Source organism: Sphingopyxis sp. MWB1 (assembly GCF_000763945.1).
Classification (GTDB): Bacteria; Pseudomonadota; Alphaproteobacteria; order Sphingomonadales; family Sphingomonadaceae; genus Sphingopyxis.
The window spans coordinates 197,250-212,586 of record NZ_JQFJ01000002.1 but is presented as its reverse complement, the minus strand read 5'-3'; the positions used below and the strand labels follow the sequence as shown (position 1 = coordinate 212,586).

The following is a 15,337-nucleotide window of genomic DNA, read 5'->3' as shown; positions in this document are numbered from 1 at the left end:
CCATGTTACAAACCTTGCGAACGTTGATTGTCGACGACGAGCCGCTGGCGATTGAGCGCTTGCAGATTCTGGCCGGGCAGCAGGATGGCATATCCCTCGTCGGAACGGCGAGCGACGGCGCTTCGGCGCTTCGCATGGTCGAGGCGCTCGCCCCCGACCTCCTCCTCTGTGATATCGCCATGCCGGATCTTAACGGCCTGGACGTCGCAGCAGCGCTGGAAAAGGCAGATAATCCGCCCGCGGTGGTGTTCGTCACCGCCTTCGATCAATATGCCGTCGCGGCTTTCGATGTCGCCGCCGTCGATTATCTCTTGAAACCCGTTTCACCGGAACGGCTGGAGCGCGCACTCAATCGCGTGCGCGAATGGCGCGCGGCGGATCGGCCTGTGTCGAACAAAAGCCAGTGGATCACGGAATTCTGGGTTCAGAATCGCGGGGAAATGCTGCGCGTCGACGCCGCGCAAGTCGATTTGATCGAAGCAGAGCGAGACTATATGCGCCTCCACGTCGGCGCCCGCAGCTGGCTCATTCATCAAACGATCAAATCGCTGGAAGCGCGCATGGACCCGGCGCGTTTCATGCGGATCCATCGTTCAAAAATGGTCCGAAAAGATGGCATCATCGGCCTCAAGCATCATGGCGATGGCGCATGGAGCGTCGATCTGGGTGATGGTGGCCTCCATCGTATCGGTCGCACCTATCTCCACGACGTGAAAGCGATCATGCACGGAGCATGACCGCCTTCCTGGCCGGCTGTTACCGGTCCTGACACGCATCGCCCGCGCTCAGCGTGCGGCGACGTAATTTTGCTCACGCTTCGCCAGCATGGTGTTGCCGCCACCCGTCAGGCTGGCCAATTGAGGTTCAATTTCCCGCATCGCCTGGGCGCGGCAGGATTGAGCCTGGGCTTGCTGGCGCAGATCAGGGCGCGGGTCCGTGGCACAGACTTGACGCAGTGCCAATTCGATCCGCCGATCAAGTACCGCCTGTCCAGCCGCCGTAGACAGGTCAAGATCAGCCACTGCAACCTCGACAGTGCGCCGATCCGTCTCTTGGGCGCCGGCGACGGATACGGTCGTTGTGACAGCCAATAACGACGTGGCAATTATGGTTTTCAGTTTCAACATGGGGGGAGTCCTCTCTTTTATGATGCGAGACAGAACACCCGGACCGGGGAGACCGCGACATTCTGTCTCGCAAGACCCTTATGCCCATGATTTCAGATGCCCTCACGCACGCTTCGACCGGTTCCGCTGCTCTGTCGATTGGCGGACGAATGGCATTTGTGGGTCGACCAACGGGCGAAATGGCAGGGCGGGGGGTTGAAATGAAGGTCCGCACATGATCATCATCGGGGATGAAAGAGCCGAACCGCCGCTATTCGACTCGTCGACCTAGGTCGCGACGCCTTATGTTGTGGGTGTGGCTGGTGATGGGCGCAACCTTGATGGGCACGCTTCTGGGCAAAATGATCGCAGGGGACCGGCTCCGTGTGGTGGGCCCGGAGCAGCAGCCATTTGCCAGCCTCAGCGCAAATCCGGATGCCGCCACAGCGGATCCGGTGGCACAACCTGATTGTATATTCTGCCCGGACAGTTTTGGAGTAGGGGCCAAACTCCGCGATCGCCGTACCGAGTATGGCTATGCCTATCCCTATGCGCCCGTAGAGTTAAACGATTCCCATACAGGCGAGATGAACAAGCCAGCGCCTATCGACGCACAAGAAGGCGATTACCAATATGGCGGCAGTTTTTCGGCAAGGGCATTTTCTTCCGAAGCCTCAGCCTCTTTGAGTCCATCTCCTCGGGATCTGTTACCCGAAAGCCACTCTCTGGGAACTCAGCCGTTAGAACGCCCCAATGCTCAAAGTGTGCCGGGAGCAAGAGAAAAGAACAACAACCTGCTCTCACCCCCGCGCAAATCGGCGGCTCCCTCGCCGCTCAAGGACCAAACCGAACCTCAGCCCGGCGACCCATCCCAATAGCTTATCACCCATAGCGAAGCGCCGAATTATTGATCGTTTTGAGGTACACCGGCTGGCCGCACTTCCACTTTCGCGCACCGGTTCCGGTCGCCAGCTTTGCAGGCGGCCACATCAGCTTCCCATTGCAACCGCTCCGCCGCCGCCTCCGCTGCAATGCGGGCCTTTTCGGCTTCATAAGCCGCAGTCTCATCCACAAACTCCGCTTCGTCATGCGCAACTTGCTGCGTAGCCGCGGAAACCTCTTGCTCGTAAACAATATTATCAGTCTTGGCCCGAGCCGCCTGTTCAGCGTTCAAACGCGCGGTATTGGCGCGTTCTTCAGCCGTGGTGCGATCTACGCTCGCGTCGACTGCGACCGACGATGACTGCGCAGGATTGACCGCCAGTGTCGGCGTCGCGACGAGCGCGGCGCCGATTGCAACGAACGGCAAATAGAATCTGTTCACCAGACTGTCTCCTTTAAAGGCTCCTGCACGGAGCGAACGCCCGGTTCGGGAAAAATGTTCCCGCCCGTTTGACCGCATGAACAGTCTCCGTCATGCTTCCCTCCTTTGACCGAAGGGCGGAAATTTGCCAAGCCCCAATGCACATTCTGTAAATCGTCCGGTTTTCTTCATTCCGCTGGCAATACTGGTCATTTCCATAGGTTTCAGCCTGTGGCGGAACAGTCTCTTCTTGCAGGTTGAGACTGATATCAATGACTGGATACTCCTTCATTTCGGCCGACTCTTTGCCTTGGCAGGATTTGCCTTTCTCCCATTGCTAGCGGTCATAGCGATCTCCCCCTTTGGGGGTACGGTCATCGGAGGGGCGCAGGCCACGCCTCTTTTGGGACGCTGGCGCTGGTTTGCCGTGACGCTGTGCACGACCGTTGCCACAGGAATCCTGTTTTGGGGCGTTGCTGAACCCCTATTTCACTTGAACGCCCCTCCTCCCCTGTTGGGATTGACACCGGGCAGCGAGGGCGCTGCGGCTTTCGCTATGTCGACCATGTTTCTGCATTGGACCTTCACGCCCTATGCAATTTACACCGTGGCCGCCCTCGCTTTCGCCCTCCTCTATTATAATCAACGCGAGCCGTTCAGAATCTCCTCGCTTTTCGTGCCGCTGATCGGGCGCCGGGCACATGGGGTGGTCGGCAGCGGGATAGATATCGTCTGCCTTTTCGCCCTGGTAGCGGGGATGTCAGCCTCACTAGGTGCCGGCGTGCTCGCTCTTGCAGGAGGAATTGAGGGGCTTTTCGTTTTTCGCGGTGGCGAGTGGCTGCGCGCTACTATTGCGGGAGCCTTGGTTTTGATCTTTATCCTCTCAGCAGTTTTTGGCCTTCGCCGCGGAATCGCGCGATTGTCGCTTCTCAACATCTGGCTTTTCTTCGCCATTTTGCTGTTCGTTCTGTTCAGCGGCGTAGCCAGCGCATTGCCGAGCCTAGGCCTTGCGGGAGCCAAAAACTATATCGTAACATTCATCCCGCGCAGTTTTGGAACTGACGTCAACCTGAACTGGCACCGCCAATGGACCATTTTCAACTGGGCGAACTGGTTTGCTTGGGCGCCGATTACGGCTTTGTTCCTCGGACGGTTGGCGGTCGGTTACAGCGTTCGCAGTTTCATCCTGTTTAATCTGCTCTTTCCCGCCCTTTTCGGTGCGCTCTGGATGACGATTATTGCAGGAACGACGATTACATTGGATCAGTCCCTGCATGGCACCCTTTATGACACGCTTGTCCGGGCAGGCCCCGATCCGCTTCTTTACAGCCTTTTCAGTCAGCTCGGCGGAGGCGGTTTCGTTCTTGCAATGCTCATCCTGGCGATCTTTCTTTCCTATGTGACAGCCGCCGATAGCAATGTCTCGGCTATGAGCGCGCTATCCACGCATGGCATTACGCCAGAATCGCCCGAAGCACCGCTGCACGTAAAACTGGCCTGGGGCGTGGTCGTGGGGCTGGTCGCCGTAGTGTTGGTCGCGGCATCAGGATTGGATGGGATTCGCATGATGTCGGTTCTCGGCGGATTTCCCGCATTGTTCGTCGTTTTGGGGGCAGGCGCCTCGCTGGCATTAATGGCTTTTCGTCCGCATAGTCTTCCCCGATTGCGGGGTTAAACTACCCTTCCTATATCCTCCTTTCGTCCATCGCACCGTGCCCCTTGCGCGCATAGAACAAATCTGGAACAAGCCCCTCCCATGAGTCTGACCCATATTTCGGTGCGCGGCGCGCGCGAGCATAATCTGAAGGGCGTCGACGTCGATCTGCCGCGCGACAGCTTGATCGTCATCACCGGCCTGTCGGGCAGCGGCAAGTCGAGCCTGGCGTTCGACACCATCTATGCCGAAGGCCAGCGGCGCTATGTCGAGAGCCTGTCGGCCTATGCGCGCCAGTTCCTGGAGATGATGCAAAAGCCCGACGTCGAGCATATCGACGGCCTGTCGCCCGCGATCAGCATCGAGCAGAAGACGACGAGCCGCAACCCGCGCTCGACCGTCGCGACCGTCACCGAAATCTATGACTATATGCGCCTCTTGTGGGCGCGCGTCGGCGTTCCCTATTCGCCCGCGACGGGCGAGCCGATCAGCGCGCAGACGGTGAGCCAGATGGTCGACCGCGTGATGGAGCTGCCCGAAGGCACGCGCGCCTACCTTCTCGCCCCCGTCGTGCGCGGGCGCAAGGGCGAGTATAAAAAGGAACTGGCGCAGTGGCAGAAGGAAGGCTTTACCCGCGTCCGTATCGACGGCGAATTTTACGAGATCGAGGACGCGCCCGCGCTCGACAAGAAGTACAAGCATGACATCGAGGTGGTGGTCGACCGCATCGCGGTGCGCGAGGGGATCGAGACGCGGCTCGCCGACAGTTTCGAGACGGCGCTGAAGCTCGCCGAGGGGCTGGCCTATGTAGACTTGGCCGACGGCGTCGTGCCGGGACGCGCAGAAGAAGATACCGGCGGCGCGATGAGAGGCGCCGGCATCCCCGCGAACCGCATCATCTTCTCCGAAAAATTCGCCTGCCCCGTCAGCGGCTTCACGATTGCCGAGATCGAGCCGCGGCTGTTCAGCTTCAACGCACCGCAGGGCGCGTGCCCCGCGTGCGACGGGCTTGGCGAGCGGCTGGAGTTCGATCCCGAGCTGGTCGTCCCCAACCATGCGCTGAGCCTGAAAAAGGGCGCGGTGGTGCCGTGGGCGAAATCGAACCCGCCCTCGCCTTATTATATGCAAGTGCTCGAAAGCCTGGCCAAAGCCTATGATTTCGCACTCGACACCCCGTGGCAGGACCTGCCCGGCGGGGTGCAGCAGATCATCCTGTTCGGCAGCGGCGGCATGCCCGTCGAGCTGACCTTCAAGGACGGGCGGCGTAGCTATACGACGCACAAGGCGTTCGAAGGGGTGATCGGCAATTTGAACCGCCGGATGCTCCAGACCGAGAGCGCGTGGATGCGCGAGGAGCTCGGCAAATATCAGACCGCGCAGCCGTGCGAGACATGTCATGGCGCGCGGCTGCGCCCCGAACCGCTCGCGGTTAAAATCGCGGGCGAGGACATCAGCCAGTCGGCGCGGCGCTCGGTCGCCGACGCGCTCCACTGGTTCGGCACGCTTGAGGAGAAGCTGAACGAGCAGCAGCGGCAGATTGCCAAGGCGATCCTGAAAGAGATCAACGAGCGGCTCGGCTTCCTCAACAATGTCGGGCTCGATTACCTCAACCTCAACCGCACCAGTGGCACGCTGTCGGGCGGCGAAAGCCAGCGCATCCGCCTCGCGAGCCAGATCGGCAGCGGCCTTTCGGGCGTGCTCTATGTACTCGACGAGCCGAGCATCGGGCTGCACCAGCGCGACAATGACCGGCTGCTCGCGACGCTGCGGCGGCTGCGCGACCTTGGCAATACGGTGATCGTCGTCGAGCATGACGAGGATGCGATCCGCAGCGCCGATTATGTCGTCGACATGGGCCCCGGCGCCGGGGTGCATGGCGGCGAGATTGTTGCCGAAGGGCCGCTCAAGACGCTGCTCAAGAGCAAGAAGAGCCTGACCGCCGCCTATCTGACCGGCGCGAAGAAGATCGAGGTGCCCGCGCACCGCCGCCCCGGCAACGGGTTCGACCTGGTGCTGACGGGTGCGCGCGCGAACAACCTCAACAATGTCACCGCGAAGATCCCGCTCGGCACCTTTACCTGCGTCACCGGCCTGTCGGGGTCGGGCAAGTCGAGCCTGATCATCGACACGCTTTACGCCGCCGCGGCGCGCACATTGAACGGCGCGCGGATGGTCGCGGGGCCGCACGACAGCCTGTCGGGGCTGGAACATTGCGACAAGGTGATCGACATCGACCAGTCGCCGATCGGCCGCACCCCGCGGTCGAACCCCGCCACTTATACCGGCGCCTTCACCGTGATCCGCGACTGGTTCGCCGGGCTACCCGAGGCGCAGGCGCGCGGGTACAAGCCCGGGCGTTTCAGCTTCAACGTCAAGGGCGGGCGCTGCGAGACGTGCACCGGCGACGGCCTGATCAAGATCGAGATGCACTTCCTGCCCGACGTTTATGTGACGTGCGAGACGTGCCACGGCAAACGATACAACCGCGAAACGCTGGAGGTGAAGTTCAAGGGGATGAGCATCGCCGACGTGCTCGACATGACGGTCGAGGATGCGGCGGAGTTTTTCAAGGCGGTCCCCGCGATCCGCGACAAGATGGCGATGCTGTGCCGTGTGGGCCTGGGCTATATCAAGGTCGGGCAACAGGCGACGACGCTGTCGGGGGGCGAGGCGCAGCGGGTGAAGCTCGCCAAGGAATTGTCGCGCCGCTCGACCGGACAGACGCTCTATATCCTCGACGAGCCGACGACGGGGCTGCATTTCGAGGATGTGCGCAAATTGCTGGAGGTGCTGCAGGCGCTGGTCGATCAGGGCAACAGCGTCGTGGTGATCGAGCATAACCTCGATGTCATCAAGACCGCCGATTATATCCTCGACCTTGGCCCCGAAGGCGGGGTGAAGGGCGGCGAAATCGTCGCGGCGGGGACGCCCGAAGAGGTGGTGAAGGAAAAGCGCAGCTTTACCGGGCAGTATTTGAAGCCATTATTGTCGTAATGATTTTCCTCGCTTTTGCCTGCCCGAGCGGCGGGATGCGCCAGCGGCGGCGCGAAGGCCCACCCCGCTGCGACTAGCGAACAGGGTTCGCAAGTCTCGCTGCCCCTCCCGCTTGCGGGCGGGGACAAGGCGCCTCCCCCTCCCTCTCGTCACCCCGGGCTCGACCCGGGGTCCAGCGGCGCCGCGCAATCGTTGCCGGATCAAGCCTGTTCTGCGCCTGTCGAAGGGTGCGGCCTGACAAAATGGGGCGGCCCCAACCCTGCCAACCCGTTCGCATCGAGCGAAGTCGAGATGCCCATCGGTGACGCACGGCCCCGGGGCGGGCCTTGGCTTCGGCCTAGTGGGCGACGTTTATCCTGAGCACCTGCCCCGGCCGTCGATGGGTTCGACACGAACGGCGTTGGGGCCCCGTTTTTCGCTCGTAATTCCACCGTTTTTCGCGCGGCGCGGGTTCAAAGTTCAGTAAAGTTCAGCCTTGTGACACTAGTGTCCGTGGCGCTTTTTCCCGCGATGGCTGCGCGCGAGAGGCGCGCGCCTTGGGCGGCGCTCCCTGAATGGCTGCGCCAGAATGTCCGTCGATAGAAAGAGCCGGATCAAGGCTTGGCATAGCGGCAGCATGTAGGACAGCGCCTATTCCTGCCCTTCGTGCGCTAGCGGCGATGGGGTCCGGCCTGTAGCGGAGCGCCCGCGCGTCGGCGGTGGCGCTTTGTGCCGCGCCGGGATGGAAGCGGGGGTCGGCAGCGCCGCGCCACATGGATGCCGGATCAAGTCCGGCATGACGAAATTGGGTTCGCCCAGTCTCTCCCCGCAAGCGGGATGGGAGCGAGGATGCCCACCCCAGTGCGGTTTGACCCGGGGGCGCGGTTGACCGCGCGACGTCCGTTTCCTTTTGTTTCACGCGAAGACGCGAAGGCGCGAAGATATTGGTTGTTGGTCGCTGGCGACGCTCTGTGTGCTGCGGGCGGGGTGTCTCACACAAAGACACAAAGATGGCCGCCTTTCGGGGTGAGCGACGAGTTGCCCAGCGACGGCTCTGTTTCGACAATCGCCGGACAAAGTCCGGCGACTTTTGGATGCCGCTCGATGTGCGCGGGGCGCGAGCGTGGGAAAGCCAGCTCTTCGCGCCTTTGCGTGAGGCAATCCTGTCTAAACGACGCGAATATATCCTCTGCGGCGAACACGCGCATCACCAGCAGCTGTGGCGACAGCGCACAAGTCATCCCCCGACATGATCAGAAGAGTGGGAAGCCTATCATGCACCGTCATCCGGACGCCAACTGATATCGTGATTTTCGGGGATGGAAACACCTGACCGGTGACGAGGATCATCAACAGTACAAGAAATCGCTAAATTTCAGAAAACATCTTACGAATCTTATCGCGTATTTCCTTACTCTCTCCCTCACGAGGAAGATACAGAACCTTGATCGCGTAATTTCTTATTCCAGACATACTACCAATTAAGCATTCATTTCTTTCAGAGAGCAGCACCGACTTCTTCTTTCCCTTTTCAAGAATACTCACAGACCTAGCTTGCTCGCCATATGTTAACTCTTTGGCGGGCTTCGAAAAATCACTCGAAAAAGGAAACGGATTTCTCCCGACGATATGAAAACGCTGTGGGTCCAATGACAAGGCCCTAGCTATTTCATCTGTCTTAGAATGTATCAGTTTTGATCGTAGTTTAACTTGCTCATCATCCTTATTTAAAAGCGCCTCCCATTCATAGACCAGCTTTGGAGGAGCCCTATAGAGTATCGCTCTCAAGTGATCACAAACGACCTGCGTTCCCGCATGATTATTTAATGATTCCGAAAGTTTTTTAAATTTGGAAAAGATGTGGCTGTCGTCAAAGTTGGCCCACTCGCGCCTTTCAACGAGTCTTTGCACATCCTCGGCAGAAATTTCTATTTCTTGTCGCTCTAGTAGTTGAGTTACACAGAAATTCAGACTCCATTCGAGCCCCATAACCGTTTTATGGAAAACGACCTGCATATAATCGTAAAACCGACTAACCAGAAAATGATCAATTGCCGTCGCCGCCTTAGCCTCAAAACAAAGAATTCCGTCCTTGTCGACTGTAGCCTTGCTTATAATAAAATCAACATCCGTAGCGCCATAAGGAACACCGCTCGTATGAGCTGACCGAGGCAAATAATCCAACCTATCACAGTCTAGATCAGAACTTATAATTCCAAATAGAGCATCGGGGTCTTTCTTCGAAAATATCCCCAAAAGTTTCTTCTTATTTATACCGTGTTTTTCAAAAATCTTAGATAAATCAGGATCGTTCTCGATAATTATCTGGCCTACTTTTTCATGAGAGAGGCCCACTTTTCCATTTCCTGAATTGGAAGGTGAAAGCCCCCCCATATCAAGAATCGATTCCCCCACATAATGAGACGTTATAGCATGCTCTGTGGCATGCGACAAAGGGTAGTGCCCGATATCGTGCAACAACGCAGCAAGCCTATAAAGCTGCTTTCGACTATCAGGAATTCTGACGGTGGAGTTTTCTCTTATCGCATCAATGATGCGTCCTGCATTGTGGCAGGCCCCTACGGAATGAGAAAAACGAGAATAGCTAGCGCTTGGAAATACAAGATGCACCAACCCAAGCTGCCGTACATTGTGGAGACGCTGAAAAATTGGAGACGAGACTATATCCGCTTCAGCTTCGCTGAGTCCAACATAGCCATACAACGGATCTGTAATCGACTTGTGATTGAAGGACACCGAGCGCCTCTACAGCAGATTTTTTCCTTCAAGCACATTGAATCCAGCATCCACATTGTCAAGCAAATGCGGCTTCACAGTTGCGATCCGTTTCTTCGCACTTGCACGCGATAACCCGGACGCCTTCACCAAATAGTGCAACGAAGCTAAAAGTTCTAATCGCTTCGGGCGATCTAGGGAACCAATAGGCACCTCCATAAGCTGGCCAATTTCATCGACCCGCGCAGCCGCAGCCTCCCGAAGAGTAGTCCCATGAGGAACCCCTTCTCCCAGCAGGCTATAATAATCTCTGGTTAACGATGGAGAGTATGGCCCCTTAATGTACCAGCCATATGTATACCCCAAGGGGACTCCAGCCGCCTGTGCCAGGTAAACGGCTTTCTGAACCTCCATCCGCTGATCAACTGTGGAGATGTCGCCTATCTCCAGCCTGTCCAAAATCAGCTTCAGCGCTACCGCTCGATTGTCCATGTGCGCTCCCTCTACAAGCCAAATGTTCTCTTTATGTTCCCATTCGGGCGCTATCGAATTATCCCCTACATGTCTAGCACCTAAATGGAAGCAGATTCCACAAACAATCGACAAATAGGTAATTGTATGTGCTCACCTCACACTAAACTATCAACGAGACGAGCTTTGCAGGCCAAGTCAAACACAATGCTGCGCTAATTGAAATCATGACACTTCCATGACACTCGCTGTCACAAACACGTCACACAAAACGCCCAAATGGCCCTCAGCGAGTCGCCGGACAGGGGGGGCGGCTTGTTTTGGTCACGGCCCCCGACAGGATAGTTTCATGGTCAAGAAATTCGCTCTTGCCGCCCTCGCCGCCTCTTCTGCGCTGGCGCTTTCGGCGTGCCAGGACCAGGCGTCGCAGGGCGGCGCCGCGCGGGATTATATCAGCGCGGTCGGCTCCTCCACCGTCTATCCCTTTGCCACCGCGGTCGGCGAGAAATTCGCCGAAGCGACGGGGAACAAGACGCCCAAGATCGACAGCACCGGCACTGGCGGCGGCTTTGAACGCTTTTGCCAGGGCGTCGGCGGCGACACGCCCGACATCATCAACGCCTCGCGCCGGATGAAGAAGAAGGAATTCGACACTTGTCAGGCCAATGGCGTGACCGATGTGGTCGAAATTCAGGTCGGCATCGACGGCATTGCGCTGGGCGAAGCGCAGCGCGGCCCCGGCTTTGAGCTGTCGGAAGAAGATGTGTACAAGGCGCTGGCTGCCAATCCCTATGGCAAGCCCAACACCGCCAAGACGTGGAAGGACGTGAACCCCGCGCTTCCCGCCGTGTCGATCTCCGTCTTTGGCCCGCCCTCCACCAGCGGCACCTATGATGCGTTCAAGGAATTGATCCTGGCCGCCGGGTGCGACGCCAATCCCGAGATGAAGGCGCTGAAAGACAGCGACAAGGACAAGCATGAAGCGGTCTGCACGGGGCTGCGCGGTGCGCCCTTTTACGTCGAGCAGGGCGAGAATGACAATCTGATCATCTCCAAGCTCGACAAGAATCCGACCAGCCTTGGCATTTTCGGCTTTTCCTATCTTGATGCGAACAAGAACAAGATCAAGGCTGTGCCGATCCAGGGCGTTGCGCCGACCTATGACGCGATTGCCGATGGCAGCTATCCCGGTTCGCGCCCGCTGTTCATCTATGTGAAGAAAGCGCATGTCGGCGTGATCCCCGGCATTGCCGAATATGTCGCAGAGTTTCTGAAGGGCGGCGCCGAGGGCGGCTATCTGGCCGACAAGGGCCTGATCACCGCGCCCAAGGATGTGGCCGCTAAGGCCGCGGCCAATGCGAAGAATATGACGCCGCTGAGCGGTTCGGAGCTGAAGTAATCAGGGCGAATGGCCGGGTGGGTGAAGGCCTGCCCGGTCTGCCTTGTGATTTTTCCGCGTGCGTCATTGCGAGGAGCCCGGCGAATGCCGGGAGACGCGGCAATCCACAGCCCGGACGCCTTGTGCAAGGCCGATGACTGGAGATTGCTTCGCCCGGCTGCGCCGGGTTCGCAATGACGGCTGTTGAATTATGACGCCGAGTCATCAAACTGCCACGTGCCCCCGCTTTGACAGGGCGCCATGACGAGGACCATGTGACTTTCAATCCCGCCGCTCTTTTGCTGCTGGTCGCCGGGCTGGGCCTGATCGGATGGCTTGCCGGTCGGGCGCGTTCCGCCCTGCTGGCTGGCCGCGCGCAGACCAAGCTGCATTCCCGCCCCCAATATCATGGCTGGTATGTCGCGCTGTGGCTGTTTGCCCCTGCCGCGATTTTCCTTGCCATATGGACCAGCGTGTCGCCCGCGCTGATCACCAACAGCGTGCTGGAGAGCGAGGCGGCGCAGCAGCTTCCCGCCTTTGGCTTTGAACGCTCCGCCATGCTGGCCGATGCGCGCTCCGTCGCGCAGGGCAAGCAGGATATGGTGCGGATGGCGGGCGCCGCGCCGCTGGTCAAACCCTATGCCCAGGCGATGCGCCATTATGGCATGATCGGCATGGCGGCGATGCTGGCGCTGGCGCTGGCGGGCGGGCTTTATGCCTTTACCCGGATCAAGCCCGATTTCCGCGCGCGCAGCCGGGTCGAGCGGATCGTGATGGGATTGCTGTTGCTGGCGTCGCTGGTCGCGATCCTCACCACCTTTGGCATTGTCCTGTCGCTGTTGTTCGAATCGATCCGCTTCTTTCAGCTGGTCTCGCCGCTGGAGCTGTTGTTCGGGACGCATTGGAACCCGCAAAGCGGCGCGGCGGTCGCGGGCACCTTTGGCGGCATTCCGCTTTTCTGGGGCACGGTGCTGATCGGGGCGATCATCGCGATGATCGTCGCCATTCCCATCGGCATGATGACCGCGGTTTATCTCACCCAATATGCCGCGCCGACGGTGCGTAAATGGGTAAAGCCGTGCCTGGAGATTCTCGCCGGGATCCCGACGGTTGTTTACGGTTATTTCGCGGCGCTGACCGTCGCGCCGGCGATGCGCGAATTTGCGGTGATGATCGGCATCCCCAATGCCTCGACCGAAAGCGCGCTGGCGGCGGGTATCGTCATGGGGGTGATGATCATCCCCTTTGTCTCCTCGATGGCCGACGACAGCATCAATGCGGTGCCGCAATCGATGCGCGACGGGTCGCTGGCGCTGGGCGCAACGCCGAACGAGACGATCCGCCAGGTGCTGATCCCCGCCGCGCTGCCGGGGGTGATGGGGGGCATTTTGCTCGCCGTCAGCCGCGCGATTGGCGAGACGATGATCGTCGTCATGGCTGCGGGTCTGTCTGCCAATCTTACCGCCAATCCCTTCGCCAGCGTCACCACGGTGACCGCGCAGATCGTCAAGCTGCTGACCGGCGACCAGGAATTTGACAGCGCCAAGACGCTTGCCGCCTTTGCGCTCGGCCTCGTGCTGTTCCTCGTCACGCTGCTGCTCAACATCGTCGCGCTGCGGATCGTCAAAAAATATCGGGAAGCTTATGAATAGCGAAACCGCCCCCACCGACTGGAAGGCGAGCGCAATGCAGGCGCGGATCGCCCGCCGCTATGCCGCCGAACGCCGCTTCAAGCTGATGGGGCTGGGCGCGGTGCTGCTGTCGGGCGCCTTCCTTGCCTTTCTGCTGTTCGTCATGGTCGGCAATGGCGCGCGCGGCTTTACCTATACGCATGTTGCCGTGCCGATCGACTTTGCGGCCATGCCGCTGACCATCGATGCCGACCGGCTCGACGATCCCGACGCCGACCAGATGATCGCCAATGCGGGGCTGGCCGACATTGTCGCCTTTGCCGCCGACGAGGCGCTGGGCGCGGACGGGTCGGCGCTGATCAGCGAAAATGCGTGGAAGGAAGTACGCAGCGCGATCAAGGCGGACCCCGACTTGCTGAAGGGCGAGACGGTCTTTGAACTGCCCGCGTCGAGCCGCGTCGATATTGCCGCCAAGGAAGGCGCCAAGGGCGCGCTGGGGCAGAAGGTCGCGGCGCTGGAAAAGGACGGCAAATTGTCGACGGGCATTCACTGGCCCTTCTTCAAAAATGCCGATGCCACCGATCCCGCCGTCGCGGGCATCTGGGGCGCGCTGAAAGGATCGGTGCTGACGATCCTCATCGCCTTTCTCATCGCCTTTCCCACCGGCGTACTCGCGGCGCTTTATCTGGAAGAATATGCGCCGAAGAACCGCTGGACCGACCTGATTGAAGTGTCGATCAACAATCTGGCTGCCGTGCCCTCGATCATCTTTGGCCTGCTCGCGCTCGCGGTGTTCATCAACTGGTTCGGCATTTGTCAGGCAAGCCCGCTGGTCGGCGGGCTGACGCTGGCGCTGATGACGATGCCGGTGATCGTGATTGCCAGCCGCAATGCGATCAAGGCGGTGCCGCCCTCGATCCGCGACGCGGCGCTGGGGGTTGGCGCAAGCCCGGTGCAGGTGGTGTTCCACCATGTCCTCCCCCTCGCCCTGCCCGGCATTTTGACGGGGACGATCATCGGCATGGCGCGCGCGCTGGGTGAAACCGCGCCGCTGCTGCTCGTCGGGATGCGCGCCTTTATCGGTGACGTTCCGGGCGGGCTCTGCTCGCCCTCGACCGTGCTGCCGATGCAGATTTTCCTCTGGTCGGACGAGGTTGACCGCGGCTTTGTCGAGAAAACCTCGGCCGCGATCATCGTGCTGCTCGTCGTGCTGCTGTCGATGAACGCGCTGGCCATCTATCTTCGCAACAAATTTGAAAAACGCTGGTGAAGCTGACGATATGACTATGACCCAAGATGAACTGCACATCGCCGATCCCAAGATGCGGGCCCAGGGGGTCAATGTCTTCTACGGCGAAAAACAGGCGATCAAGGATGTTTCGATCGACGTCGGAACCGATCTCGTCACCGCCTTCATCGGCCCGTCGGGCTGCGGCAAGTCGACCTTTCTGCGCTCGCTCAACCGGATGAACGATACGGTTGCCAGCGCGCGGGTCGAAGGAAAGATCGAACTGGACGGCGAGGATATTTACGCCCCCTCGATGGACGTGGTGCAATTGCGCGCGCGCGTCGGGATGGTGTTCCAGAAACCCAATCCCTTTCCCAAATCCATCTATGACAATGTCGCTTATGGCCCGCGCATCCACGGGCTGGCGCCGAACAAGGGCGATCTCGACGGGGTCGTCGAACGCGCGCTGACCCGCGCGGGATTGTGGGAAGAGGTGAAGGACCGGCTGGGCGAAAGCGGAACGGCGCTGTCGGGCGGCCAGCAGCAGCGCCTGTGCATTGCGCGCGCCATCGCGGTCGATCCCGAAGTGATTTTGATGGACGAGCCCTGTTCGGCGCTCGATCCGATTGCGACCGCGAAGATCGAGGAATTGATCCACGAACTGCGCGGCAAATATGCGATTGTGATCGTTACCCACAATATGCAGCAGGCCGCGCGCGTATCGCAGCGCACCGCCTTTTTCCACCTCGGCACCTTGGTCGAATATGGCAAGACGACCGATATTTTCACCAATCCCAAGGCGGAACGGACCAAGGATTATATCACCGGCCGCTATGGGTAATATGGCCCCTCCTCTC

The 15,337-nt window shown here is 59.5% G+C and carries 13 protein-coding genes; 8 read left to right on the top strand and 5 right to left on the bottom strand.

All coding sequences use genetic code 11. The features are described from left to right. Positions 1-2: 2 nt before the first annotated feature. Entirely contained in the window at positions 3-737 is a 735-nt protein-coding gene (locus JV18_RS0101795; RefSeq protein ID WP_033074819.1) for a LytR/AlgR family response regulator transcription factor, read from the top strand. Between the two features lie 48 nt (positions 738-785). Here JV18_RS0101795 and JV18_RS0101790 read toward each other — a convergent pair whose 3' ends face one another. Next, a complete protein-coding gene (locus tag JV18_RS0101790; RefSeq protein WP_033073184.1) occupies positions 786-1,127 on the bottom strand; it encodes a UrcA family protein in 342 nt (113 codons plus the stop codon). 230 nt (positions 1,128-1,357) lie between these two features. Between JV18_RS0101790 and JV18_RS15135 the strand changes: the two genes are divergently transcribed. Then, the gene (locus JV18_RS15135; RefSeq protein WP_144243842.1) at positions 1,358-1,984 is read left to right on the top strand and encodes a hypothetical protein; all 627 of its coding nucleotides are present in this window, start codon (positions 1,358-1,360) and stop codon (positions 1,982-1,984) included. Between the two features lie 26 nt (positions 1,985-2,010). On the opposite strand, the gene JV18_RS0101785 is transcribed toward JV18_RS15135, so the two are convergent. After that, positions 2,011-2,430 carry a hypothetical protein gene (locus JV18_RS0101785; protein WP_033073183.1) on the bottom strand — a complete coding sequence of 140 codons (420 nt, stop codon included), beginning with the start codon at positions 2,428-2,430 and terminating at the stop codon, positions 2,011-2,013. A 124-nt stretch (positions 2,431-2,554) separates the two neighbouring features. Here JV18_RS0101785 and JV18_RS0101780 point away from each other — a divergent pair, with 124 nt between their 5' ends. After that, on the top strand, positions 2,555-4,084 hold the full coding sequence (locus tag JV18_RS0101780; protein ID WP_033073182.1) for a BCCT family transporter: 1,530 nt from the start codon (positions 2,555-2,557) through the stop codon (positions 4,082-4,084). A gap of 81 nt (positions 4,085-4,165) precedes the next feature. Then, on the top strand, positions 4,166-7,057 hold the full coding sequence (uvrA, locus tag JV18_RS0101775) for an excinuclease ABC subunit UvrA (protein WP_033073181.1): 2,892 nt from the start codon (positions 4,166-4,168) through the stop codon (positions 7,055-7,057). A gap of 971 nt (positions 7,058-8,028) precedes the next feature. On the opposite strand, the gene JV18_RS15130 is transcribed toward uvrA, so the two are convergent. From JV18_RS15130 to JV18_RS14550, 3 genes are all read right to left on the bottom strand, one after another. Beyond that, complete coding sequence (locus JV18_RS15130) at positions 8,029-8,277, bottom strand: hypothetical protein (RefSeq protein WP_144243841.1); 249 nt, start codon at positions 8,275-8,277, stop codon at positions 8,029-8,031. A 127-nt stretch (positions 8,278-8,404) separates the two neighbouring features. Continuing rightward, positions 8,405-9,793, bottom strand: coding sequence for an HD domain-containing protein (locus JV18_RS0101770; protein ID WP_081944646.1), 1,389 nt, complete (start codon positions 9,791-9,793; stop codon positions 8,405-8,407). Between the two features lie 9 nt (positions 9,794-9,802). Beyond that, entirely contained in the window at positions 9,803-10,264 is a 462-nt protein-coding gene (locus tag JV18_RS14550) for a hypothetical protein (protein WP_052071675.1), read from the bottom strand. Positions 10,265-10,592: 328 nt separating this feature from the next. Between JV18_RS14550 and JV18_RS0101760 the strand changes: the two genes are divergently transcribed. The 4 genes from JV18_RS0101760 to pstB all read left to right on the top strand — a co-directional run bounded on the left by JV18_RS0101760 (position 10,593) and on the right by pstB (position 15,321). Next, entirely contained in the window at positions 10,593-11,642 is a 1,050-nt protein-coding gene (locus JV18_RS0101760) for a substrate-binding domain-containing protein (RefSeq protein ID WP_033073179.1), read from the top strand. 254 nt (positions 11,643-11,896) lie between these two features. After that, positions 11,897-13,273 (top strand): phosphate ABC transporter permease subunit PstC, encoded by a 1,377-nt coding sequence (gene pstC, locus JV18_RS0101755; protein ID WP_033073178.1) that lies wholly within the window; start codon positions 11,897-11,899, stop codon positions 13,271-13,273. After that, positions 13,266-14,522, top strand: a complete 1,257-nt coding sequence (gene pstA, locus JV18_RS0101750) for a phosphate ABC transporter permease PstA (protein WP_033073177.1) — start codon at positions 13,266-13,268, stop codon at positions 14,520-14,522. Before pstC ends, pstA begins: the two co-directional genes overlap by 8 nt. Positions 14,523-14,538: 16 nt before the next feature. Further along, on the top strand, positions 14,539-15,321 hold the full coding sequence (pstB, locus tag JV18_RS0101745; protein ID WP_443027757.1) for a phosphate ABC transporter ATP-binding protein PstB: 783 nt from the start codon (positions 14,539-14,541) through the stop codon (positions 15,319-15,321). The last annotated feature ends 16 nt before the right edge of the window (positions 15,322-15,337 follow it).

Excerpts from the sequence above, each read along its gene's own strand:
- JV18_RS0101795 (WP_033074819.1), top strand. The coding sequence starts at position 3 with ATGTTACAAACCTTGCGAACGTTGATTGTCGACGACGAGCCGCTGGCG.
- JV18_RS0101790 (WP_033073184.1), bottom strand. The coding sequence starts at position 1,127 with ATGTTGAAACTGAAAACCATAATTGCCACGTCGTTATTGGCTGTCACA.
- JV18_RS15135 (WP_144243842.1), top strand. The coding sequence starts at position 1,358 with ATGAAAGAGCCGAACCGCCGCTATTCGACTCGTCGACCTAGGTCGCGA.
- uvrA (WP_033073181.1), top strand. The coding sequence starts at position 4,166 with ATGAGTCTGACCCATATTTCGGTGCGCGGCGCGCGCGAGCATAATCTG.
- JV18_RS15130 (WP_144243841.1), bottom strand. The coding sequence starts at position 8,277 with ATGACTTGTGCGCTGTCGCCACAGCTGCTGGTGATGCGCGTGTTCGCC.
- JV18_RS14550 (WP_052071675.1), bottom strand. The coding sequence starts at position 10,264 with ATGGACAATCGAGCGGTAGCGCTGAAGCTGATTTTGGACAGGCTGGAG.
- JV18_RS0101760 (WP_033073179.1), top strand. The coding sequence starts at position 10,593 with ATGGTCAAGAAATTCGCTCTTGCCGCCCTCGCCGCCTCTTCTGCGCTG.
- pstA (WP_033073177.1), top strand. The coding sequence starts at position 13,266 with ATGAATAGCGAAACCGCCCCCACCGACTGGAAGGCGAGCGCAATGCAG.
- pstB (WP_443027757.1), top strand. The coding sequence starts at position 14,539 with ATGACCCAAGATGAACTGCACATCGCCGATCCCAAGATGCGGGCCCAG.